22 protein-coding genes are annotated in these 23,121 nt (G+C 44.3%); 13 read left to right on the plus strand and 9 right to left on the minus strand.

What is annotated here, in order from left to right; all coding sequences use genetic code 11:
* The first annotated feature begins 179 nt into the window (after window positions 1-179).
* The 6 genes from AAEM60_RS05325 to AAEM60_RS05350 all read left to right on the plus strand — a co-directional run bounded on the left by AAEM60_RS05325 (window position 180) and on the right by AAEM60_RS05350 (window position 3,265).
* Window positions 180-683 (plus strand): DUF1456 family protein, encoded by a 504-nt coding sequence (locus AAEM60_RS05325; protein ID WP_299745816.1) that lies wholly within the window; start codon window positions 180-182, stop codon window positions 681-683.
* 3 nt (window positions 684-686) lie between these two features.
* Window positions 687-1,394, plus strand: coding sequence for a SprT family zinc-dependent metalloprotease (locus tag AAEM60_RS05330; RefSeq protein WP_299745819.1), 708 nt, complete (start codon window positions 687-689; stop codon window positions 1,392-1,394).
* Window positions 1,395-1,460: 66 nt separating this feature from the next.
* Window positions 1,461-1,850: a VOC family protein gene (locus AAEM60_RS05335; protein WP_299745822.1), complete on the plus strand. Its 390-nt coding sequence runs from the start codon at window positions 1,461-1,463 to the stop codon at window positions 1,848-1,850.
* Between the two features lie 203 nt (window positions 1,851-2,053).
* Window positions 2,054-2,494, plus strand: coding sequence for a DNA starvation/stationary phase protection protein (locus tag AAEM60_RS05340; protein WP_113970302.1), 441 nt, complete (start codon window positions 2,054-2,056; stop codon window positions 2,492-2,494).
* 121 nt (window positions 2,495-2,615) lie between these two features.
* Window positions 2,616-2,996: a nuclear transport factor 2 family protein gene (locus AAEM60_RS05345; RefSeq protein ID WP_299745827.1), complete on the plus strand. Its 381-nt coding sequence runs from the start codon at window positions 2,616-2,618 to the stop codon at window positions 2,994-2,996.
* 146 nt (window positions 2,997-3,142) lie between these two features.
* On the plus strand, window positions 3,143-3,265 hold the full coding sequence (locus tag AAEM60_RS05350) for a hypothetical protein (RefSeq protein WP_258549680.1): 123 nt from the start codon (window positions 3,143-3,145) through the stop codon (window positions 3,263-3,265).
* A 71-nt stretch (window positions 3,266-3,336) separates the two neighbouring features.
* Here AAEM60_RS05350 and AAEM60_RS05355 read toward each other — a convergent pair whose 3' ends face one another.
* The gene (locus AAEM60_RS05355; protein ID WP_341357616.1) at window positions 3,337-4,914 is read right to left on the minus strand and encodes a glutathione ABC transporter substrate-binding protein; all 1,578 of its coding nucleotides are present in this window, start codon (window positions 4,912-4,914) and stop codon (window positions 3,337-3,339) included.
* A gap of 352 nt (window positions 4,915-5,266) precedes the next feature.
* On the opposite strand from AAEM60_RS05355, the gene AAEM60_RS05360 reads away from it, so the two are divergent.
* Window positions 5,267-6,115: an STAS domain-containing protein gene (locus AAEM60_RS05360; RefSeq protein ID WP_299746050.1), complete on the plus strand. Its 849-nt coding sequence runs from the start codon at window positions 5,267-5,269 to the stop codon at window positions 6,113-6,115.
* A gap of 84 nt (window positions 6,116-6,199) precedes the next feature.
* Here AAEM60_RS05360 and AAEM60_RS05365 read toward each other — a convergent pair whose 3' ends face one another.
* The 8 genes from AAEM60_RS05365 to AAEM60_RS05400 all read right to left on the minus strand — a co-directional run bounded on the left by AAEM60_RS05365 (window position 6,200) and on the right by AAEM60_RS05400 (window position 13,757).
* The gene (locus AAEM60_RS05365; RefSeq protein WP_341357617.1) at window positions 6,200-6,913 is read right to left on the minus strand and encodes a diphthine--ammonia ligase; all 714 of its coding nucleotides are present in this window, start codon (window positions 6,911-6,913) and stop codon (window positions 6,200-6,202) included.
* A 171-nt stretch (window positions 6,914-7,084) separates the two neighbouring features.
* On the minus strand, window positions 7,085-8,386 hold the full coding sequence (locus tag AAEM60_RS05370; RefSeq protein ID WP_341357618.1) for a hypothetical protein: 1,302 nt from the start codon (window positions 8,384-8,386) through the stop codon (window positions 7,085-7,087).
* 4 nt (window positions 8,387-8,390) lie between these two features.
* Window positions 8,391-9,080: a response regulator gene (locus tag AAEM60_RS05375; protein ID WP_299745846.1), complete on the minus strand. Its 690-nt coding sequence runs from the start codon at window positions 9,078-9,080 to the stop codon at window positions 8,391-8,393.
* Window positions 9,081-9,096: 16 nt separating this feature from the next.
* Window positions 9,097-9,861: a histidine kinase gene (locus AAEM60_RS05380; protein WP_299745849.1), complete on the minus strand. Its 765-nt coding sequence runs from the start codon at window positions 9,859-9,861 to the stop codon at window positions 9,097-9,099.
* Between the two features lie 69 nt (window positions 9,862-9,930).
* Complete coding sequence (locus tag AAEM60_RS05385) at window positions 9,931-10,902, minus strand: dipeptide ABC transporter ATP-binding protein (RefSeq protein ID WP_299746053.1); 972 nt, start codon at window positions 10,900-10,902, stop codon at window positions 9,931-9,933.
* 5 nt (window positions 10,903-10,907) lie between these two features.
* Window positions 10,908-11,903 carry an ABC transporter ATP-binding protein gene (locus AAEM60_RS05390; RefSeq protein ID WP_299745852.1) on the minus strand — a complete coding sequence of 332 codons (996 nt, stop codon included), beginning with the start codon at window positions 11,901-11,903 and terminating at the stop codon, window positions 10,908-10,910.
* An 11-nt stretch (window positions 11,904-11,914) separates the two neighbouring features.
* The gene (locus tag AAEM60_RS05395) at window positions 11,915-12,835 is read right to left on the minus strand and encodes an ABC transporter permease (protein WP_113970311.1); all 921 of its coding nucleotides are present in this window, start codon (window positions 12,833-12,835) and stop codon (window positions 11,915-11,917) included.
* 16 nt (window positions 12,836-12,851) lie between these two features.
* On the minus strand, window positions 12,852-13,757 hold the full coding sequence (locus AAEM60_RS05400; protein WP_341357619.1) for an ABC transporter permease: 906 nt from the start codon (window positions 13,755-13,757) through the stop codon (window positions 12,852-12,854).
* Between the two features lie 239 nt (window positions 13,758-13,996).
* Here AAEM60_RS05400 and AAEM60_RS05405 point away from each other — a divergent pair, with 239 nt between their 5' ends.
* The 6 genes from AAEM60_RS05405 to helD all read left to right on the plus strand — a co-directional run bounded on the left by AAEM60_RS05405 (window position 13,997) and on the right by helD (window position 23,121).
* On the plus strand, window positions 13,997-15,517 hold the full coding sequence (locus AAEM60_RS05405) for a glutathione ABC transporter substrate-binding protein (protein WP_341357976.1): 1,521 nt from the start codon (window positions 13,997-13,999) through the stop codon (window positions 15,515-15,517).
* A 69-nt stretch (window positions 15,518-15,586) separates the two neighbouring features.
* Window positions 15,587-16,831: an amidohydrolase family protein gene (locus AAEM60_RS05410; RefSeq protein ID WP_299745861.1), complete on the plus strand. Its 1,245-nt coding sequence runs from the start codon at window positions 15,587-15,589 to the stop codon at window positions 16,829-16,831.
* 15 nt (window positions 16,832-16,846) lie between these two features.
* On the plus strand, window positions 16,847-18,085 hold the full coding sequence (locus tag AAEM60_RS05415; protein WP_341357620.1) for an amidohydrolase: 1,239 nt from the start codon (window positions 16,847-16,849) through the stop codon (window positions 18,083-18,085).
* A complete protein-coding gene (locus AAEM60_RS05420) occupies window positions 18,082-19,011 on the plus strand; it encodes a DMT family transporter (RefSeq protein WP_299745866.1) in 930 nt (309 codons plus the stop codon). Before AAEM60_RS05415 ends, AAEM60_RS05420 begins: the two co-directional genes overlap by 4 nt.
* A gap of 204 nt (window positions 19,012-19,215) precedes the next feature.
* Window positions 19,216-20,538: a D-serine ammonia-lyase gene (locus tag AAEM60_RS05425; protein ID WP_341357621.1), complete on the plus strand. Its 1,323-nt coding sequence runs from the start codon at window positions 19,216-19,218 to the stop codon at window positions 20,536-20,538.
* Between the two features lie 255 nt (window positions 20,539-20,793).
* Window positions 20,794-23,121 (plus strand): RNA polymerase recycling motor HelD, encoded by a 2,328-nt coding sequence (gene helD / locus AAEM60_RS05430; protein ID WP_341357622.1) that lies wholly within the window; start codon window positions 20,794-20,796, stop codon window positions 23,119-23,121.

Raw genomic sequence — 23,121 nt, forward strand, 5'->3', positions numbered from 1 at the left:
TATAGTAAGTATCGTAAGTATAACAGGATTATCCAGAGAAGGCGAAGCATGCGCAGAAGATGTCTGAATCGGTTCATTAATCGGTAAGCTTCTTTTTCATTGAGGTCATACTATAAAACATGTCCTTAAAGTGGTAAGCTAATAATTTAGTGATAGGAAATTTTTCAGGAGGTCGACACATGAACCTAAATAATAACGATCTATTGATTCGATTACGATATGCATTGGATCTTAAAAATACAGAAATGGTTGAGATCTTTGAGCTGGGAGGCATTGAGCTTTCAAAGGAAGAAGTGCTGAAGGTTCTAACAAAAACACAGTATAGTGATGATTTCGAGGACGATATCCTGGAGGATGAAGACCATATCCCATGTGATGATGAAATGTTCGAGTCATTCTTGAACGGCTTCATTACGTTTAAAAGAGGGCCAAAACCGGGACAGACGGGACGACCGGAATTGACGTATGAACATGTGAATAATCTTCTATTAAAAAAGGTGAAGATCGCCCTCTCATTAACAAGTGAGGATATGATCGACATCCTGGATCTGGCTGGAGTGGTAATTACAAAAGGTGAATTGGGAGCGATTATGCGAAGAGAAGGCCATAACAATTACAGAGTGTGCGGTGACCGGTATGCACGGAATTTCTTAAAAGGGTTGGCCATCCGATACAGGGGATAAAAGATGAATCATACTTATTCTGGTGAGACCATACAGTTTGAGATTAAATATAAGAATCGGACATCCATCGGCATCTACTTGGACAGCTTCGGAAACATTGAAGTCCATGCACCTAAAGGGACCCCGGACGAATCGGTGATCCGGCTGCTGGAGGATAAATGGGATGTGATCCTGGAGAGATCGAAGGAGATGAAGGATCGTCTGAATGGACCACAGGAGAAGACCTATCAACATGGGGAACCCTTTTTGTTTCTTGGGAACTCATTTCCCATACAGGTTCAACACGATCCATCGATCATACAGGATCATGTCACATTTGACGGAAAAACACTGCATATCCAAGTAAAAGAGCTTGAGGATGAACGGATCCAACAGGCGTTAAAACGTTTTTACTACAAGCAGTGCAAAGCGATCGTAGAGAAAAGCATTGCGGTCCATCAACGTCACTTTAAAACCAAGCCCCGTTCCATCCGTATCTCAGACAGTCAAACGACCTGGGGTACCTGTGATGGGAGAAGACAATTGACCTTCAACTGGAAGCTTGCCATGGCCCCCCAGGATGTCATCGACTACGTCGTCGTCCATGAAATGTGCCACATGGTCCACCTCAATCACGACCGGTCCTTCTGGCGTCTTGTCGGGAGAATCGTGCCCGACTATAAAGAGAAAGAACACTGGCTGGCAATGTCCAGTTGGAAGATGACGGTGTAAGTGGGACGAGGGGACAGGCACCTTGTTCCCATTAATTAAATAGTTGAAAAGAAAGAAGTGAAGGTCTTGATAAAGTACAAATATCTCCATCACGTAAGTCTTACGGTTACAGATTTGGAAAAAGCAAAAGATTTCTATGGGAAAACGTTATGTTTAAACGAAATTCCGCGTCCCGATTTTGGTTTTCCGGGTGCCTGGTATGATATTGAGGGTCAGCAGCTCCACTTGATCGTCGATCCTTCTTCGCAAACCATACGCAAGGATAAACGTCTATCCAGCAGGGAAGGCCATTTTGCCCTTAGAGTGGAGAGCTATTATGATACTCTCCAATGGTTAAAAGAAAACGAAGTGGAAATTCTCGAAAAACCACAATCGAAAAGTGGATTCGCCCAAATTTTCTGCGCCGATCCAGATGGTAATTTGATTGAACTTAATGTGGAACAAAAAGATCTATAATTTTCTATGAAACCAACAGGCGCGATGAACTCAGGGAATGAGTCATGCTCCTGTTGGTTTTGTTTTTAGGGGAAGCTGTATGTTCTATATCTCAGTGGATAGAATAAGGGTGTACAGTATTTTATGATAATACTTATTAATTGATAATTATTATAAATAATGATATAATACATTTATAACAAAGACAAAAGGAGAGAACATACATGAATCAACAATTAGTCGTGGCCCTTAACAAACAACTTGCAAACTGGAACGTCCTTTATACAAAACTACACAATTATCATTGGTATGTAACGGGTCCGGAATTCTTCACCCTGCATGAGAAATTTGAAGAATACTACAACGAAGCGGGAAATTATATTGATGAAGTAGCAGAAAGAATTCTTACAATCAAAGGGAAGCCGATTGCTACCCTAAAAGAGTACCTTGAAACGGCTACCATTGAAGAATCCAATGGAAAAGAAACCGCCACAGAAATGGTGGACGCATTAATAAACGATTTTAAACAAATCGTGAATGATTCCAAGAAAATCATCGAAGCAGCAGAGGATTCTCAGGATCAGCCTACAGCTGACTTATTCATCGGAATTAAAACATCACTCGAACAACATATTTGGATGTTGAATGCATTTAATACACGATAAGACAAAAAAAGCATTGACCTGCATGGGCCAATGCTTTTTTACATCATGGACATTCATTCGCCTATTCGTTCCATATCCTATAAAATGAAAGTATCTCGGTTGAAATGAAAGGATGATTAAAATGAATGGTTCACTCACCATTAAAGAAAGAGCAGTCTCATTTCTGGAACTTGTCGCATCAGGAGACGTCCGTGAAGCATACGAGAGTCACGTAAGTCCTGACTTTCGCCACCACAATCCGCATTTTCCAGGAGATGCCAATTCACTTATGTCTGCTATGGAAGAGAATGCAGCCGGAAACCCTGAGAAGATGCTCGAAGTCAAACGTGCCATCCAGGAAGGTGACACGGTTGCGGTTCATTCACACGTGAGACAGAATCCAGAGGACCTGGGAGGGGCTGTCGTTCATATCTTCCGTTTCCAGGATGAGCGGATCGTTGAATTGTGGGATGTTGGACAAGCCATTCCGGAGGATTCACCCAATGAAAATGGGGTTTTTTAATTTCTTTCATTCACTATAATAAGTCGATTCCTATGGGAGTCGACTTTTTTATGTTCAACACATAGGCCAGTGGAAATTTCGAATGGCTTCATATTTATTGCCATCCTTGTGCACTATATAAATAAAACAAAAAGGGTGGTGAAAGTATGTCTAAACAGAAGAACAAGGACCTTAAGAATAATAAAGCAATGCCGAAGTCAGATGTGGAATTTGCACAAGATGGACTTGAAAAAGTGGCCATTAAAGCGCAGGAACGAAAGAATAAGTAAATAGAAATAAGAAATGAGAAGTTAGGCAACTTCTCATTTTTGGTTTTACTGAATCGTTTAGTTAAGAGATATTATTGAATGCTAACATCATTGATTTCCAAATAACCGGCAGGACTGATAGAAAAATCTTTTACGTTGTTTCGAATCGCCGCCATATTTTCAATCACTCGAACCGGGATATAGACCGCGTCTTCCATTTCCAGCTCCTGAGATTTTGCATAAAGCTCCAATCGTTTCTCTTGAACCATTTCAGAACGTGCCTGTTCGATCAATCGATCTACCTCTTCATTACTATAGAAAAATGTATTTCCGGCAGGTCCATGGGAGTTGCTGTGGAAAAGATTGTATTGATTATAGTCTGCATCACCTGTAGCATTTCTCCAACTGATGATGAACATTTCCGAATTTCCACTTGTGGCTTGCTCTACAAAGGTTCCATACTCCTGGATCTGGATTTCCAGGTCGATTCCAATTCCTTTGAGCTGGGATTGCATGACTTCAGCCAGGCTGATCCTTTCCTTACTGTCCATTGTAAGCAATGTTGTTTTGAATCCATCAGGATACCCAGCTTCGGACAGTAACCGCTTGGCTTCATTTACATTATACTCATATGCCTTCATATCCTGATGATAGCCAAACACTTTAGACCCTAATAAGGAGTTTGCCTTTTTTCCTATATTATTAAATACACCTTTCATGATGGAATCCATTTCAACTGCATGGGATATGGCTTTCCGGACACGGACATCATTGAAAGGTTCCTTTTGTACATTGAATCCTACATACTCGGTACCAAAGCCTTCACTTCGGTATACTTCAACATTATCGGAAGCCTTCACTGAATCCATCATCGTGACAGAAAGAGGTTCCGCAATATGGGCTTCGCCTGTTTCAAGCATAGAAATCCTCGTTGTCTCTTCTGGTACGACCTTGAATACGACTTCGCTTATAGTTGGTTGATCTCCCCAGTACTCGTCGTTTCTATTAAACACAATCTCTTTTCCTGTTTCCCAGGACTTGAACTCAAATGGACCTGTGCCGACCGGCTCTTGGATAATGTCCTTTCCATATTTATCGATCGTCTTGGGACTGATGATTCCGCCTTCATGACTCGCCAGGATGGATAATAAGGGTGAAAAAGGTTCAGATAAAAGAAATTGAACGGTATGATCATCGACTACTTTTACTTCCTTGACCATTTTGAATACAACTGCTCGAGGCGAAGCCACCTTTGGGTCTGTTAAACGACCAAACGTTTTCTTCACAGCCTCGGCATTAAATGGTGTCCCATCATGAAACGAGACATCATCTCTTAGTTTGAATTCCCACGTTGTATCATCCAACTGCTCCCATTCCTCAGCAAGTAATGGCTTGATTTTGGCATTTTTGTCTCTGCCGACAAGCCCCTCGTAAATTTTACCGTGTGTCACACTTGCTGCATTGATGGTGGACATAAAATGATGATCAAGATTCTCCACATCGGATAGACGGGCAATGACCAACTTATTTTCTTTGTTGGAAGCCTGTCCATCAGCCTGGTCACCCGAATTTGCCCCCATATTGGTAGAGCAACCGCTAATCGCTAACATCAGTACCATTATTCCAATCATGACAACCCTGCTCCTGAAACTACTTACCTTCGTCTTCATCTATTCATCCTCCCCTCCGTATTTATTTAATTATAAGAATTTTCAGACATATAAAATTAAGATATCTTTACTGTTTTTTTTGTTTTGTTGACCTTTTTATTAGGCAGGATGAGTTTGTTCTAAGGTTCATAGCAAATCAAATGTAGTCCCAAGTATCCGGCCCACTTTTCTTACAGGTGTCGATAGGTGATTAAAATGAATGGGTAAATTGATTAATGATTTTCTGCCCAACAAACCTGACGATTAAATTGGTGTGAAATGTTAAATAAATATTTGAAATACTTGTTTTAGAAGGATTTTTATTCAAAGCAACGAATAGGGAATATATCAGGATAAAAAGGAGCGTGTTATGATGAATGGATTATTCCATAATAAGGAAGAGGTAACGGATTTTCTTACGGCTAACAGAGAGAAATTCCAGCAAATGCTCTTATCTGAAGCTGTAAATGTTGGGAGCAAAATCAATGATATTCTAGAAAAAGGAAACATCGATCTATTAAAGAATGCAGAAATGTTAGCTCACTATATCGTTGAAAACAGAGAAGAAGAGCTGGTTGAATTTGCAAAGGTAGAGGGTATTGCATGGGCGCAACATTCTCTCACACTTGCATTCAAACTGGAATGGGTACATGCAATTAGAAGAACTTTATGGTATTTCCTTTATCAATTTGATGATCAGAATGAGGATAATGAATCTCCACGAAAGAAATTCTTTGATTTGGAAAAACGAATCAATGACAGTGTTGATCAGTTCCTGAACAATTTCTTTATCAGTTATTCTGATTACAAAGATGAACTGCTATTGTCGCAAAAAAAGCTGGTGGAAAATCTATCGGTACCTATCATTCCGATAGCCAGCTCGGTTGCGGTACTTCCTTTAATTGGAATGATAGATACCTATCGTATCAATACATTGGAAGAGAAAGTGTTGATGGGAATCAGTTCTATGCAAATTCAAACCCTTATTATAGATTTATCGGGTATTGCCGAAATGGAATTGGATGTCATTTTTCAATTTGAGAAGATCTTAAACGGAATTAATATGATGGGATGCAAGGCAATCCTTACAGGGCTACGGGTAGAGCTTGTCAGAAAAATAGTTGATACAGGAGTGTCATTCGACAGTCAAGTAGAGACAAAGGGTACATTACAGCAAACACTCAAAGAACATCTGGTGTTGGAATCAGGAGTGCAATTTTAATTTAATAATTATATTTAAAGGGGAAAAAGCTGAAGATCAACCATCTGATCTCCAGCTTTTTCATTGTTCAATCATCATGCAGGGTTACTTTCTAACGCGACTATCCGACATTTGATCCAGATCCAGTGGCAAAAAAGCATAATCTCCGTCTTTCATAATCTCACGTTTTAAAACGGGAACAGGTTGTTTGAAAATCGGTCCATCCACTACTGTGGTATGGAATTCTCCACCTTCTCCGCAAGGATCGATTCCACGGGCTTCAAGTTCCTTTATGTATTCATGGGTCAACGTTCGCCCTAAATCTTCAAGGCGCATGCCCAGGGATAAATTAACCGTAACAACGATGGATACAAATCCCAGATTGATAAACTCTTCGACAGCTTCACGATGGTTCATTCCCCATAAAGGCATCCCGAGTTTAAGCCTTGCGTTCTTCGCCACTTTTTCATGCCAACAGCCGTGTTCAGGCATATCCAGGTCTCCCGTCACTAACACTTCTGCCCCATGATTCTTTGCTTTATCTAAAAGGGTCATGAAGACTTCTTCATAATCTGTCCAACTGGCAGCTGCTGTGAATACGGGCAAGCCGATCGATTCCGCTTGTGCTCGGATAAGCTCCGGAGGCATCCCGTGTGATCTGGAACGTTTTCCTTCTTCCTCCAGCATCACCATCAGGCCGATCGCCTCTCCATCCTTCGATGCTTTGTATAGAGCTAAGACACTATCCTTTCCTCCGCTAAACGAAGTGATGAATGAATGTCCGCGAGCACCATGTTTCCATTCCTTTGATTCTGTCATTCTTATCTTTCCTCCTTATTTGTAATAGTTTCATCGTTTCTTTCATTCTATCACGATGAGGCTTTATAGATAACATCATACAATCCTATGATTAGTAGATGTCTTAGTCCATTAAGTCAAAAGAGTCGCCTACTTGACGACTCTCTTACTCGGACCATTACGAGTGTGGTCTCATTTTCTATGAATCCGAATCTCATTAACCACCAGGGATATCACCACTAATCCACTCGACACGAAAAAGCTGATCCAGGTCGATTGAATTGAGTTATAGTTTAGGAGAGACAGCAGCCCCACTCCTAAACCAATCAACGAACAATAAGGGAGGAGCACCGGAATCGTTCTTTTATAAAAGATGACCACCAGCATCGTCGGAATGATGGCTGCATACACCTGGGCGAAAAAGAAGATAAGCTCCATCAGACTGGGTGACAGGATCGAGCTGATGAGAAAGAGTGAAAGGGAAAGCACACCAGAGACCAAATAGGTCTTTTTCAATTGCTGGTCTTCACTCCAATCGAACTTGTGGCTTAGCATATTCCGGATGACCATGATCGATGTGGCATGGAGCTCTGCCCCCACGGTGGAGGCGATGGCACTGAAGCAGCAGCCGATAAATAATAGAAGCAGAAACAATGAGTCGATTTTCTCCACCAGCTGACTCAATATGGAGTAAATGTTTTCAAAGCCCTGCCCATAAACCGCAATCAATACAATCGCGGTGAAGGCGAGGGGGATGGTCGCCCAAATGATCCCGGCCATCATAAAGGATGTTCGGACCTTGGATTTTTCAATGATATAGATCCGCTGCCAGGTCGCCCGGTCGATCAATACTTGTCCGAATCCAATCAGAAATGCGGTAAGAATGAACAAGGTGATTTCATTATGTTTCAGAAATAATAAGTAGGGATGATAAAGCAGCAATCCATCGTAAACGGGAAAAATACCTTTTTGGATAAAAAAATAAACGGGAATCAGAATGATGGCTGCGAAAATAAACGAGATATGAATCCCTTCAAAGCGATGGATTTGCTTCATGCCCCCTATGGACAACAGGAAGCAGTATAGAAAGAATACGAGTAACCCTACATAGATCGGTGTTTTTAATAGAAAATGAAATAACACACCTGCCCCCAGTGCTTGTATAAGCAGTGAGTCCAGGCTTGTCAGGAGCAATACCCACATGACGAACCAGTATGACCTCCCACGGAGCCTTTCTTTCAAAACATCCCCTAGAGTCATGTAGGTTGGGAATCGTTCCCTGATATAGGGGGTGATCCACCCGAATAGAAAGAGAGCGGTGGCTCCCATCATGGCATAGCCGATTCCACCAAGCAGTCCATATTTCACAAGTGTTTCAGGAGAGGACAAAATCGTATTGCCGGTCACCCATCTTGCCAGGAGCGAAACGACTCCATACGCCACTCCAAACGTGATGGTTCCTTGTATATACTCACGATACGTTCGTGGCTTCATTGATTTATACCTTCTCTCTTATCCGATATTCCCTTGGAGTGTATCCTGTTTGCTTCTTGAATAATGAACTGAAATAGTGCTGGCTGCTGAATCCGCACGCTTCAGAAATAGAAGAGATGGACTTTTCGGTATCCTGCCGCAGTAATCGCTGTGCGGCCTGGACTCTGAAATCATTCAGGTATTCTGAGAAGCTGATCCCCATCTCTTCATGAAATTTTCTGCTCAGGTACGTACCGTTGATATGGATCTGGCTCGCCAATGAAGAAAGGGAAAGCTTATCGCTGTATTGTTCATGGATGATCGTTAACGCTTCCTGCACGATATGGGATTGGATTGATGCGTATTTATAGTGATCGAGAACTTGGAATAATTCTTCTTCAATAATCGGTTTTGTCAAATAATCCTTTGCCCCGAGTCGCAGGGAGGCCTGTGCATAATCGAATGATTGGTAGGCCGTGACCATAATGATGTCGATATGGTCATATTTCTTCATTTCAATCCCGAGTTCAATCCCTGATTTACCAGGCAGTTGAATGTCGAGGAGCGTAAGGCGAATCGGATGTTCCGTCAGAATCTTTAACGCCTGTGACGCATCCGCGGCTGTATGAATCGTCCAGTAAGGATATTTTTCGTGAATCATGTAGTTGAGCTGCTCCAGTTCCAGGGGCTCATCGTCAACGAGCAAAATATGCATGGCGCTTCCTCCTTCATCAAGTAATGGTGTCTTCTCTGGTCATATGAGGCCAGAAGATCTGGACACTCGTTCCTTTGGCTTCTTCATTCAGCTGAATGAGGATTTCTTCCTTAGGAAAGAGCATCTGCAATCGCTTCTGAATATTGTGTAATCCAATTCCACGGTCTTCCTTTTGAACATCTAGCGCTTCCAAAGCAGTTGATGAGCTGTTCCATACTTCTAAGTACACTTTGTTCCTTTGCTCATTCAGGATGATGATCAGCTTGCCTTGTCCGGGATTCTTTTCAAGTCCATGCTTAAAGGCGTTTTCTACAAGGGTCTGCAGGAGGTAAGGAGGGACTAGGGAAAGCTTGCAGCTTTCTTCAACGCTCCACACTACATCGAGCCGATCTCTGAATCTCAGTCTTTGAATGTCGAGATAATATCGGGTGTATTGGATTTCCTCCTCCATGGTGATCAATGGGTCAGTCTGTTTGTATTTGAACTTAAAGTATTTGGAAAGCACCTCGATGGCAGAAATCAGTTCTTCCTTGCGATTCAAACGTGCCAGGCTCAGGATGACATTAAGTGTATTGAAAAAAAAGTGGGGCTGGATCTGTTGGTTCAGTTGGTTGTATCTAGCTTCTTGAAGTTCCTGTTTCAGAAGCAGTTCGTTCTTTTCTTTCTCCAGTTGATCCAGACGTTTTTCAAATAGAAAGAGAAATAATAAGCTAAAAGCCCCAATGATTGGGGCTAATACGGACAGCATGATATAAAATGAAAAGGATTCTTGTGTAATCATGTGAAGAACTCCTAAAGTGATGAGTCATACTTTCTATTTTATAAGAAAACTAAGATTCTGAAAATATGTTTAGACATAATGGCACCTTGTGAAATGTTCTCCATGACCGGTCATAGGAGGCAGTTCTGCTTTACACAAATCCGTTGCCAGAGGGCAGCGGGTATGAAACTTACATCCGGATGGCGGATTCAATGGGGAAGGTACATCCCCTTTTAAAAGGATTCTTTCTCTTTTCTTAGAAAAATCAGGTACGGGGATGGCTGAAAGTAAGGCTTTGGTATAAGGGTGAGTAGGGTTGTCAAACAGCTCATGCTTTCTCCCAATCTCGACAACCTTCCCCAGATACATCACAATCACCCGATCTGATATATGACGTACAACACTTAAATCATGGGAAATGAAGAGGTACGTTAATTTCAATTCCTTCTGAAGTTTCTTTAACAGGTTCAAGATCTGTGCCTGAATGGATACATCCAGTGCCGATACGGCTTCATCACAGATGATCACTTTCGGATTGACCGCCAATGCCCGTGCGATTCCGATCCTTTGTCGCTGACCGCCGCTGAATTCGTGGGGGAGACGGTCGAGTGATGTAATCGGGAGACCCACATAGTCCAATAATTCCTTCATACGAGCTTCATGCTTGGAAGGGGGCAATACTTTTTGTATGGTCATGGCTTCTTTCAGGATCTTTCTGACGGTTTGTCTCGGATTCAAGGAGGCAAACGGATCCTGGAAAATGACCTGGATATCGCCCCTCATATTTCTTAATCCCTTTTTGGATAGACTGTTCAATTCGATTCCTTTGTATTGGATACTGCCTTCCGTCGGCTTATCCAGCTGAAGGATGGCACGGCCGGTTGTCGATTTACCGCAGCCGGACTCACCTACGATACTGAGGGTTTCCCCTTCATAGAGCGTGAAGGTGATATCGTCCACGGCTTTCACCACTTGTTTAGGTTGGAACAACGACTCCCTTTTGATAGGGAAGTACTGTTTCAGGCCATTCACTTCTAAAATAGGTTTTTTCTCTGTCATCATAGCGGTCATGTCATCTGCACCTCTTTCTCGGCATTATATAGAAAACATCTGATTTGACTGCCATCCTTCGAGGAATTGAGCTGTGGCTCTTCCTCGTGACATCGTGCGGTCGCCAATGCGCAACGGGGAGAAAAACGGCAGCCTTTTGGCATGTCATAAGGGGAAGGGACGCTTCCCGGCATCGTTTCCAGTTCTGCCTGGTCTTCATGCAATTTCGGTAATGAAGACATCAGTCCATTTGTGTATGGATGCTTCGGATTGGAGAATAATTGTTCCGTCGAACTATATTCCACAACCTGTCCGGCATACATAACCGCTACTTTGTCACATAGCTCGGCTACCACGCCTAAATCATGTGTGATGAAGATGATTCCCATATTCAGCTTTTTCTGAAGGTCCTTCATCAGCTCAAGGATTTGTGCCTGGATCGTCACATCAAGTGCCGTAGTCGGCTCATCCGCAATCAGGACTTCGGGATTGCAGGCAAGTGCCATGGCGATCATGACACGTTGCCTCATTCCGCCGCTCAGCTGGAAAGGCTCTTGTTTCGCCCTTTGTTCAGGAGAAGGGATGCCTACTAATTCGAGCATTTCGACCGCTTTCTTCCATGCTTCCTTTTTCCCGAGCTTTTGGTGGATGCGAACAGCTTCTGCAATCTGCTCCCCGACCGGTATGACAGGATTCAATGACGTCATTGGCTCTTGGAATATCATGGAAATTTGGTTTCCGCGCACTTTTCTAAGTTCGGGTTCGGACATTTTAAGGATGTCCTTTCCTTTCAATTCAATGGTGCCGTCCACTATCTTTCCGGGAGGGGAGGGGACAAGACGAAGAATCGAAAGGGAGGTCATGCTTTTTCCACAGCCCGATTCTCCGACGATTCCCAGCGTCTCACCTTCGTGAAGAACAAAATCGATTCCATCAACGGCTTTCGTCACTCCTTTTTTCGAAGTGAAATGGGTTTTTAAGTTTTTTACTTCCAAGACCACATTTTTACTCATTACAACCACTCCTAGTTAAGTTCAATTCGTTTGTTAAAGAATCGGTATAAAACGTCTACGAATAGATTGACGATCACGAAGACCAGGGATGCGACCAGTACTCCGCCCTGAACCATTGGAAGGTCACGTGTACGGATCGAGTCAACGATCATACGGCCGAGACCATTGATGGCAAAGACCGATTCAATTAATACCGTCCCTCCGAGAAGTGCCCCAAACTGAAGGCCGACCACCGTGATGACGGGAATCAAGGCATTGCGCAGGGCATGTTTATAGATAATGGCAAAGCTTTTTAAACCTTTTGCCTGAGCAGTACGGATATAGTCCTGCCTCACGACCTCAAGCATGCTGGATCGGGTCATTCTGGCTACGATGGCAGCTCCTCCGACCCCGAGCGTAAAGGCAGGTAAAATGATGTGCAGCATGCTGTCCCATCCCGCAACAGGTAAAAGCTGAAGTTTTACAGAGAATAAATAAATGGATAGAAGACCTAGAAAGAAGCTTGGAAGGGAAATCCCTAATAAAGCGACGATCATCACGGAAATATCGGTAGCAGAGTATGGTCTGACTGCCGAAATGATCCCTGCTGTCATTCCAAGGACTATCGTAATGAGAATACTGTAGAAGGCCAGTTCAATCGTGATCGGTAAGCGGGTCATGATTTCCTGGATGACAGGCTGCTGGCTCTTCAAAGATTGTCCAAGGTCACCCTGGAAGACATTCATGATGTATTCTCCATATTGAACATACAGTGGTCGGTTCAAGCCGAGCTCTGTCCGCAGTTGGTTGATCGCTTCTTTCGAGGCACCTTCTCCTGCAAGTATGATAGCCGGGTCTCCGGGAACCATCTGCATGATGAGAAAGACAACCAGGGTCACACCGAATATGACGGGGATGATTTCTATTAATCTTCTGAAAATGTACAATATCATTTCCTATTCCTCCTTATTATGATTTCAGTCTCGGATCAAGCGCGTCCCGAAGTCCGTCCCCGAAAAGATTAAAGCCGAGTACGAGAATGGAAATCGCCAACCCCGGGAAGAGGGCGATGTAGGGAGCCGTGAATAAAAAGTCCCTTCCGCTGGACAGCATCGTACCCCATTCAGGTGAAGGAGGCTGTGCCCCTAATCCAAGGAAGGATAATCCCGCTGCTGAAAGGATGGCGGTGGCGAGACGCAAGGATCCTTGAATGATGATGGGAGATAAAATGTTCGGCAGGATGTGCCTGAAGATGATGATGAAATCATTGGCTCCAAGCGAACGAATGGCATCGATATATTCAAGCTTCTTCGTTTCAAGCGTCGATCCCCGGACAACCCTTGCAAATAAAGGGATGGAGAACACCCCGACGGCAATCATGACATTCACAAGGCTCGGTCCCAGGGCAGAGATGATGGCAAGAGCCAATAGGATCCCAGGGAAAGCAAGCATGACATCCAGGATTCTGCTGATGAAGGTATCGATCCATCCTCCATAAACCCCTGAAATCAACCCCATGATGATGCCAAAGAAAGCACCGAAGCCGACTGCGGCAAAACCGACCCCCATTGAAAGACGGGAGCCGTAGAGGATCCTAGCTAGGATATCCCGTCCTTTATCATCCGTCCCCATCCAATGTTCTGTACTCGGGGGCTGGAGTTTATTGTCCAGTTGAATGTCATAAGGATCATGTACAGCGAGTAAAGGAGCAAACAGGGCAATGAGAATATAGAAGAGAATGATCCCTCCACCGACTACTGCTGCCTTGTTCCTTGAAAAGGTTTCCCAAAATGGTTTGATTCTTGTTTCAAACAGGCTGGGCTTTGACTCAAGTATGGGTGATTGAATTTCTTGAACTTTAAGTTCTGTCGACATGACGTTTCCTCCTCATTGAAATGGTTTGTGTAATTCAAAGATAGAGGAAGAGGGGTGGAAAGGGAAGGTGATAAGTTTGAATTGTCAAAATAATTAAAAAGTTGGTAAAGATATTGAAAATCAATCGCTGTTTTCTTTTTTATAATGCAGATAGGCACCAACAATACGGAAAAGGGAGAGTGGAGGAATTGAAAGAAAATAAGAAGTATTTCAGGGGGATCGCAGGATTATTGATCGTGATGGTCATGCTCATCACCCAGGCGTGTTCAACAAGTAATGTAGAAAGTGAAACCGCAAGCAAACAAGGCGGTGAATCAGAAGGCGGGATACTGAAGGTCGTCCGATTATCCGATGCAACCAATTTGGACCCCCACTTTATCACAGATATTCCGTCCGCCAATGTACTTTATCAAAAGGTGTACGAGAGCCTTGTAACGTTTGATAAAGAAATGAACATTGTTCCGTCACTGGCGAAAAGCTGGGAGCAGCCGGACGATACGACGTGGGAATTCACATTAAATGAGGGAATCATGTTCCACGACGGTTCTGAATTTAACGCAGAGGCTGTCAAAGTGACGTTCGACCGCTTATTGGATCCAAACACCGGGTCTCCTCAAAAGGATAAACTGGGGATGATCAAAGAAATCAACGTACTGGATGAATATAAAGTGCAGTTCAAGCTCGATGCTCCTTATGCACCTCTCTTATCGATCCTTGCAAGTAACGAAGGAAGCATCATGAGCCAGAAAGCAGTGAAAGAAAATCCTGATAGTCTTGCTAAGCACCCGATCGGAACCGGGCCATTTGCCTTCAAGACATGGAAGTCAGGTCAGTCCATCACCCTCGAGAAAAATGAAGAGTATTGGGGAGAACAGCCGAATATTGATGGAATCGAGTTTCAGGTAGTACCAGAGGACGCTACCCGCTTAGCGATGATTGAAACAGGTGAAGCTCATATCAGTGATCAAGTGCCCGTAACTGAAATCGAGCGCATCGAAAGCTCCGACACATTGAATCTGTATCGAACAGAAGGGTTAGCCGTCGAGTATGTCGGATTCAATACGCAAAAAGAGCCCTTTGATAATGTAAAGGTAAGACAGGCCATTTCCATGGCCATTGAAAGAGAAGCGATTATAAAAGGTGTCTATAACGGAGTGGGTACTTTAGCGAATGCTGCCATGAGTCCGCAAGTATTCGGTCATAGTGAAAACGTGAAACCGTATGAGTATGACCCGAATTCTGCCAAGGAGCTTTTGAAAGAAGCAGGATTTGAAAAAGGTCTTGAGCTGACACTGATTACAAGTGACCGTAAAGAACGGATCAATATGGCAGAAGTCATTCAGTCCCAGCTGAAGGGAATCGGGATCAAAGTGAATATTCAAGTGCTTGAATATGGTGCGTATATTGAAGCCGTAGACACAGGAGAACAAGATATGTTCATTGGCGGTTGGGGGAATGCAACAGGCGATGGAGACTACAACCAATACAACTTGTTCCACTCTTCTTCCCACGGTTCACCAGGAAACCATTTCTATTACACCAATGAAAAAGTCGATGATCTCATCGAGCAGGCAAGGAAAGAAGTGGACCCTGAAGTCAGAAAGACATTATATGAAGAAGCGATGACCATTGAAATGGAAGAAGCGGTATACATTCCAATTCGAAACTACGAGCATTTAGCATTGTACAACAATGAAGTGAAGGATTTTTGGTTGAGTGCCGCCAACTACTTAATGGTGAAAGAGGCAACGATCGAATAGGAGAGATTACGGATGGTGGATGAGCACCATCCGTACCCTTGTAAACACTAAATATTGGAGGCTGATTGGATGAAAACAGTATGGATGAAAAATGTGAGAATGGAAACGGGTTTTGAGAAAGAGAATGGAGTCGTGACAGGAACCCTTACGGAATATTCCCATGTCAAAATAGAAGGTGGAAAGATTACGGCCATCTCACGGGACGAGTCAGAGATTGAAGCTGGAGCGGCCGTGTTGGATGCAAAAGGAAAGCTGATCCTGCCTTCCTTACGTGAAATGCACATCCATATCGATAAAACCTACTACAGTGGTCCATGGAAGGCGTGCCGCCCGATCACAAAAGGAATTTTTACAAGAATAGAAGAAGAACAGGAGCTGCTTCCTAAGCAATTGCCATACGCACAGGAGAGAGCTGAAAAGATGATTGAGCTGCTGCTTCAAAATGGCCACACTCACATCCGGACGCACTGCAACATCGAACCGACTTCCGGCTTAAAGCACCTGGAAGTCACCGTTAAAGCACTAGAGAAATATAAACACCACCTCACTTATGACATTGTGGCGTTTCCTCAGCACGGGCTCCTGCGCAGCAATTCAGTGGAACTGATGCGGGAAGCGATGAAAAATGGTGCCACCCTTGTCGGGGGAGTCGATCCGGCGACAGTGGACCGTCATATCGATCAATCGCTCTATACGACGTTTGACATTGCTACAGAGCATAATGCCGGTGTTGACATTCACCTTCATGACCCGGACACACTTGGCGCTTTCACCTTTGAACGTCTTGCTGATTTTACAAGAGAGGCGAACTTGAAGGGGCGGGTCACGATCAGTCATGCCATTGCACTTGGTGATCTTGAGGGGCAATCTCTTACCGACATGATGTCCACTCTGAAAGATCAAGAGATTGATATTACCACTACTATCCCGATTAACCGTCCAACCATTCCTGTTTCGACTCTGGATCAGTACGGTTTACAGGTATCCGTCGGTCATGACAGCTTAACCGATCACTGGTCACCTTTTGGAACCGGGGATACGATCGAGAAGCTGAATATTCTTGCTGAACGATTCCGACTGATTGACGAGTACTCCATCAACCGTACATGGAAATATGCATCCGGAGGGATCACGCCGTTGGATGATGCAGGGAAACAGGTGTGGCCTCAAGTAGGGGACGCAGCAGACTTCCTCCTGGTGGAAGCAAGCTGCTCAGCGGAAGCAGTGGCAAGGAGAGCAAAAATTGATTCTGTTTATAAGAACGGGGAAAAGGTGTTGCTGCCTCACTCTGAATCTGTACTGATCAATAAATAATAGAAGGGAGACGTTTTGATGATCTGGCTGAAAAATGTGAAGCTTGAAGTAGGAAACATAGAAAATGGAGGCATGACAGAAACGAAAACAGAGCTTTTTCACCTCGGGGTCAAGGAAGGGAAAATCGTTCAACAGCTGCCTCATACACAGTCCATACCCGAGACTGCTGATGTGATCTATGATATAAAAGGTCACTTGGCCATTCCGACCTTTAACGAAATGCATAACCATTTGGACAAAACGTATCTAACGCTTGGATGGAAAGCGACGAAGCCCGTTAAAAACCTGAAAGAAAGATTGCAGTTTGAAGCAGAGGAGCTGACAGAACTCGCACCAACGACTAAACAAAGAGCGAAACGGATGATTGACGAAATCCTTTCAAACGGTTCAACGCATATCCGCACTCACGTAAACATTGATCCATACATTGGATTGAAGAACCTCGAGGGTGTCATCGAGGTATTGGAAGAGTATAAGCATGCGGTGACTGCGGATATCATTGCCTTCCCGCAGCACGGATTATTAAGAGGTTCCGTGCCGACATTGATGAGGGAAGCGATGAGAAATGGAGCCACCATGGTTGGCGGCCTCGACCCTGCAGGAATCGATCGCTCAATTGAAAAATCACTCTATGAAACGATGAATATTGCAACGGAGTTCAATGCGGATGTAGACATCCATCTGCACGACAGCGGGCATGTGGGGACCTACACGATCGATAAGTGGATCGATATGGTGGAAGAGTCGAATTGGCAGAACCGGACAGCCATCAGTCATGCCTTCTGTATCGGGGAGGTGCCGGAAGTGAAACAGGTTGAACTGGCAGAGAGGTTAAGAGATAACGGAGTGGCAATCATGTCGACCATTCCTTTGACAAAGTCCCTTCCGCCAATCAAGCTCCTGGACGATCATGGAGTGAAGGTCCATCTTGGGTGTGATGGATTCTATGACTCCTGGAGTCCGCTTGGTCACGGGGACGTGTTAGAGAAAGTGTATAAATACGGCCAGGTGACAAGAAAAAGCGATGAAGTATCCTTAAGGGACAGTCTGAAGTGGATAACTGGCGGAACAACGGCATTGACGAAAACAGGTGAATACAAGTGGCCGAAAGTGGAAGATGATGCAAGCTTTATTTTCGTTGACGCCGCTTCATCAGCGGAAGTCGTTGCCAGAAGACCGAAACGACTGGCCGTGATGAACAAAGGGAAAGTGGTATATGGGTCTCTCTGGAGTACCCATGAGCTGGTGAAATGAAAGAAAAGGTAAATGGAAAGCCCGTGTATCTCTACATGGGCCTCCTTTTTTGTGTCATTTGCTGGGGAAGTAATTTTATTTTCGGTGCGATTTTAGTGCACTATTTCAAGCCGATGGAAATCGCTTTTTTACGGCTTATTTTTATTACTCTGTTCCTGCTTATAGTATTCTACAAGCCAATTAGACAATTTTCTTCGTTGAAATCCATGGTCATCCCGCTGCTCTTCATCGGTTTCATTGGCGTGACCTTGAATCACTGGAGCTTCTATGCCAGCTTGACCACGGCATCACCCGTAACGGCTGCCTTGATCCTGGCTACGGCACCCATTTGTACATCCCTTATCAATTCGGTTGTATTTAAGGAACGCAAAAGTCCGTTTTTCTGGATGTGGAGCCTTTTCAGCTTTTTCGGCGTGCTCCTGGTCATCATGAAGAAAGGGGCCATAGTGATCGGTATGGGAGAAGGGTATATCTTCCTCACGATGCTTACATTTTCCGTGTTCATGATTCTTGTGGAACGATATGCAAGGCACCTTTCTTCTATTCTATTGACCTTTTATTCGACCATGGTGGGGTTGATCTTGATGACCGTGTTTTTGCCATTCTCCGACGTTACTTTTCTGAGGTCCGTCCCCTTCAGCATTTGGATGCTGCTTTTTTTTACAGCGATCATCATGCATGGGATATGCCCGCTTATTTGGAACCATTGCATTTCAGAAATCGGCTCTACAAATACATCCCTGCTCCTGAACATTGAACCGTTTGTGGCAATGGTGGTCGGATACATTGTGTTGAAAGAGTCGGTAAGCACTATGCAAATGATCGGGGCAATCACTATACTAATAAGCGTCACAATGGCTCTCCATTCCAATCGAATGGGACAGAGGGACAGTCACCTTGTCCCGACAAACTCAAATACACTATGATGATTGTTACGGGACGAGGGAGCGGTCGCCTTGTCCTCCAAATTTCTACAACTATTTCCCCGGAAATTGATAAAAAATCATAGAATTCTACAAAGAGTGTCATACTGATCCATTCATTTTTTTACCTTCAATAAATAGTCAACATTAAACTTCTAAAGGCTTCGAAACTTCTGTAAAATGATACGTAAATTGAGGGGGGAATAAATGATGGAACAAACATACGGGCTAAGACCGGCTTTACTTTCCGATCTAAAAGTAATGAAAGAGACCTTTTGGTCAAACTCTTCACTAAAATCCTGCTTCAATTCTGAAACAAATTCTGTAGACGGAAATGATATCTATGAAGCTGAAAAGAGGCTTCTGCGATTTGCTCCATACATACAACATGTATTTCCTGAAACAGAAGAGAAGAATGGAATCATTGAATCACCTATTAAATCACTGCCGCATATGCAGCAAGAACTGGAAAAGTATTATCAAACCACCATACCTGGAAAGCTACTTTTGAAATGTGACAATGAGCTGCCCATTGCCGGATCCATTAAAGCCAGGGGAGGCATCTACGAAGTTCTGAAACTTGCAGAAACACTCTTGCTAAAACACGATATGATTCAATTGACCGATGACTATTCCATGTTAGCCGATCCCTCGTTCAAGGAGTTCTTTTCACAATACTCCATTGCGGTAGGGTCGACGGGAAACTTAGCCTTAAGTATCGGGACCATTGGTGCAGCTCTTGGTTTCAATGTGACGGTCCATATGTCGCGTGAAGCGAAAGAATGGAAAAAGGTACTTCTCAGAGAAAAAGGAGTAACGGTGATCGAGCATCGTAACGATTTCTCCTATGCCGTTGAAGAGGGGCGAAAGCAATGTGTGAAGGACTCGAATTGTTTCTTCATAGATGATGAAAATTCGAAGGATCTTTTCATGGGCTATGCAGTCGCTGCGCTGCGGTTACGAAAGCAGTTTAAAGAAGAGGGGATAAAGGTTGACAGGGACCATCCATTGGTCGTGTATTTGCCATGCGGTGTTGGAGGCGGCCCTGGAGGAGTGACGTACGGATTAAAGCATGTATTTGGTGATCATGTTCATTGTTACTTTGCCGAACCAACCAATTCTCCCTGTATGCTTCTTGGGCTATCGACTGGAAAACACGAAAATATTTCAGTCCAGGATTTAGGATTAAGCAATCGGACAGAAGCCGATGGCCTGGCGGTTGGACGCCCCTCAGCATTAGCAGGAAGGGTGGTGCAGGAACTGGTGAACGGCGTGTATACAGTGAAGGATGAAAACTTATTTAAAATGCTGGCTCTTTTACATAAATCAGAGTCCATTTCTTTGGAGCCTTCCGCACTTGCGGGGATGCTGGGCCCAACCTCCGAGCAAATACGGAAGCATCTTGAATCGCTTTCATTAACTAATAATCAATTGAATCATGCGACTCATCTAGTGTGGGCGACTGGTGGGAACTTGGTGCCTGCACCGATTATGGAAAGCTATGTTGCAAAGGGGAGGGGTTTACTATAATGCAGAGGGACGGACCTTGTGCTTTCAAATGAAGGCATGAGGTCCGTCCCTCTTTTTCCAGACGAAAAAATGCCAAACGATCATTAATCGTTTGGCAGTCATCATATTTATATTGATTAGAGTGGATATTTGTGATAAATTAGAACAGAAACGCTTATCTTGAGTAAATTAAAACATATTACCTCAATAATAATTATATAACATAATTTACTCTTTCGTCAACCCTCAATTTTTTTTAGAAAAAGGAGTGCTTGGATGAATCTTGAAATTCGGCAGGAGCAGGAACGTGTGGACCGTGTCATTGAGACAATTGTGGAGCAAATCGGTCGTCTGGAGGATGAAACCGGACGACGACAAGAGGAAGTGGTGGAGATCCGTAAACACTTCTGGGATGAGGTCAAGGTGAATACGGATACGTTCGATGATTTTCTGGAAACCGTCCTCAGTTTGAGGCAGCAGGCACAAGTGTTGACCGTCAGTCAAAGCACTCACAGGCAGGCAGTAAAAAAATTATCCGCTCTACAACGCATGAAGGGTAAGCCTTATTTCGGACGGATTGATTTTACCGAAGAAGGAGAATCGGAGTCGGAAAAGGTCTATATCGGCATTGCCACTCTCACAGATCAAAGTGGCGAGGACTTCCTGGTCTATGATTGGCGCGCTCCGATCTCGAGCGTTTACTATGATTATCCGCCAGGTCCCGCTGAATACATCACACCCGGTGGGATAATCGAAGGGACACTGGAGAAAAAATGGCAGTATCTCATCCGGGATGGCGTCATCGAATCCATGTTTGATACCAGCCTGACGATTGGGGATGAAATTTTGCAGGAGGTATTGGGGAAGCGGACCGATACCCATATGAACAGCATCGTGGCGACCATCCAGAAGAAGCAGAATCAAATCATCAGGCACGATTACGGCCGGCTGCTCATTGTTCAAGGTGCAGCGGGCAGCGGGAAAACATCGGCCGCCCTTCAGCGGATTGCTTATTTACTTTATAAGTATCGGGGCAGTCTCAAGGCTGATCAAATCATTCTGTTCTCCCCGAACGCCATGTTCAACAGCTACGTATCGAACGTACTGCCAGAGCTTGGTGAAGAGAATATGGAGCAGGTGACCTTTCAGGAATATCTGGACCATCGGTTGAGTGCGGAGTTCGAATTGGAGGGACCATACAGTCAATTGGAATACGTCCTGACTGAAACGGGTGCCCCCTCGTACCGGACCAGGACGGCGAGTATTTCCTTCAAGGCATCGACGGATTTCTTTGATGTCATTAAATTATACAGAACGTCACTGGAGGAATCCGGGATGCGATTCAAAGGAATCAAGTTCCGGGGACAGCCGATCGTCACAGCAAATCAAATCAAGGAACGATTTTATACCAGTGATACGTCATTGCGTTTCCATAACAGGCTGGAGAAATTGACCGAGTGGATCAATCAACAGATCGATGAAGCAGAGAAGCTTGAACGGAGCAAGCCTTGGGTCGAAGAAGAAATCGAGCTGATGAGCAATGAGGACTATCACAAAGCGCATCAGCACCTGCAGAAGAAAAATCCGTCTAATGATTATGAGATCGAGTATGATGCGCTGGCCAGATTGACCGTTCGCAGGAGATTCAAGGGACTGCGCAAGCGAATCAATAGGTTTCAATATGTGGACGTGAGAGGAATGTATCTTCAGCTTTTTGCTGATCCTACGAACATCTCCACCTTATGGAAGGGTGAGATCCCGGAAGAGTGGGAGGATATTTGCCGTTCGACAGTGAACATGCTCGAGGAAGGGGAACTGTCCTACGAGGATGCGACTCCTTTTTTACTGTTGAAAGAGCTGATTCTTGGCTTTCAGACCAATACGTCGATTAAGCATGTGCTCATCGACGAAGCTCAGGACTACTCACCTTTTCAATTCGAATTCATCAAGCGTCTGTTTCCTTCAGCCAAGATGACCGTGCTTGGCGACTTTAATCAGGCCATCTTTGCCCATGCACGTGAGCACGTGGATTTCAGCACATTGACCGGACTCTATGGACAGGGTGAGACCACAATGATTAACCTGACTCAAAGCTACAGGTCCACCAAGCCGATCATCGAGTTCACACGCCGGCTTGTGCCTGGCGGCGACCAAATCTCCCCATTTGACCGGGAAGGGGATAAACCGGTGCTCACCCGGGTCACTGATCACGATGAACTTCACAGCCGAATTGCAGCGAAAATAGAAGAATGGAAGGACCGGGACTATCACTCCATTGCCGTCATATGTAAATCTGCGAGAGAAAGTGAAGCCGCATACGCCTCCTTAAGGGGTGTGGAAGGCATCAAGCTCATGAAAAGCGCTTCTCTTGAATACGAACAGGGCGTGATCGTCATCCCGGCATACCTAGCAAAAGGAATCGAATTTGACGCCGTCATCCTTTATGACGCATCTGCCAGCTCGTATGGTGACGATAGCCTCAGCCGCTTATTCTACACGGCCTGCACAAGAGCCATGCACGAGCTGCAGCTATTCAGCGTAGGTGAACCGAGTCCATTCTTTGAGCATATAAAAGCGGACCTTTATAGTAGCGAATCGTTTTAA

Source organism: Rossellomorea sp. y25 (genome assembly GCF_038049935.1).
Classification (GTDB): Bacteria; Bacillota; Bacilli; order Bacillales; family Bacillaceae_B; genus Rossellomorea.

Excerpts from the sequence above, each read along its gene's own strand:
- AAEM60_RS05325 (WP_299745816.1), top strand. The coding sequence starts at position 180 with ATGAACCTAAATAATAACGATCTATTGATTCGATTACGATATGCATTG.
- AAEM60_RS05330 (WP_299745819.1), top strand. The coding sequence starts at position 687 with ATGAATCATACTTATTCTGGTGAGACCATACAGTTTGAGATTAAATAT.
- AAEM60_RS05340 (WP_113970302.1), top strand. The coding sequence starts at position 2,054 with ATGAATCAACAATTAGTCGTGGCCCTTAACAAACAACTTGCAAACTGG.
- AAEM60_RS05345 (WP_299745827.1), top strand. The coding sequence starts at position 2,616 with ATGAATGGTTCACTCACCATTAAAGAAAGAGCAGTCTCATTTCTGGAA.
- AAEM60_RS05350 (WP_258549680.1), top strand. The coding sequence starts at position 3,143 with ATGTCTAAACAGAAGAACAAGGACCTTAAGAATAATAAAGCAATGCCG.
- AAEM60_RS05355 (WP_341357616.1), bottom strand. The coding sequence starts at position 4,914 with ATGAAGACGAAGGTAAGTAGTTTCAGGAGCAGGGTTGTCATGATTGGA.
- AAEM60_RS05360 (WP_299746050.1), top strand. The coding sequence starts at position 5,267 with ATGAATGGATTATTCCATAATAAGGAAGAGGTAACGGATTTTCTTACG.
- AAEM60_RS05365 (WP_341357617.1), bottom strand. The coding sequence starts at position 6,913 with ATGACAGAATCAAAGGAATGGAAACATGGTGCTCGCGGACATTCATTC.
- AAEM60_RS05370 (WP_341357618.1), bottom strand. The coding sequence starts at position 8,386 with ATGAAGCCACGAACGTATCGTGAGTATATACAAGGAACCATCACGTTT.
- AAEM60_RS05375 (WP_299745846.1), bottom strand. The coding sequence starts at position 9,080 with ATGCATATTTTGCTCGTTGACGATGAGCCCCTGGAACTGGAGCAGCTC.
- AAEM60_RS05380 (WP_299745849.1), bottom strand. The coding sequence starts at position 9,861 with ATGATTACACAAGAATCCTTTTCATTTTATATCATGCTGTCCGTATTA.
- AAEM60_RS05385 (WP_299746053.1), bottom strand. The coding sequence starts at position 10,902 with ATGATGACAGAGAAAAAACCTATTTTAGAAGTGAATGGCCTGAAACAG.
- AAEM60_RS05390 (WP_299745852.1), bottom strand. The coding sequence starts at position 11,903 with ATGAGTAAAAATGTGGTCTTGGAAGTAAAAAACTTAAAAACCCATTTC.
- AAEM60_RS05395 (WP_113970311.1), bottom strand. The coding sequence starts at position 12,835 with ATGATATTGTACATTTTCAGAAGATTAATAGAAATCATCCCCGTCATA.
- AAEM60_RS05400 (WP_341357619.1), bottom strand. The coding sequence starts at position 13,757 with ATGTCGACAGAACTTAAAGTTCAAGAAATTCAATCACCCATACTTGAG.
- AAEM60_RS05405 (WP_341357976.1), top strand. The coding sequence starts at position 13,997 with ATGGTCATGCTCATCACCCAGGCGTGTTCAACAAGTAATGTAGAAAGT.
- AAEM60_RS05410 (WP_299745861.1), top strand. The coding sequence starts at position 15,587 with ATGAAAACAGTATGGATGAAAAATGTGAGAATGGAAACGGGTTTTGAG.
- AAEM60_RS05420 (WP_299745866.1), top strand. The coding sequence starts at position 18,082 with ATGAAAGAAAAGGTAAATGGAAAGCCCGTGTATCTCTACATGGGCCTC.
- AAEM60_RS05425 (WP_341357621.1), top strand. The coding sequence starts at position 19,216 with ATGATGGAACAAACATACGGGCTAAGACCGGCTTTACTTTCCGATCTA.
- helD (WP_341357622.1), top strand. The coding sequence starts at position 20,794 with ATGAATCTTGAAATTCGGCAGGAGCAGGAACGTGTGGACCGTGTCATT.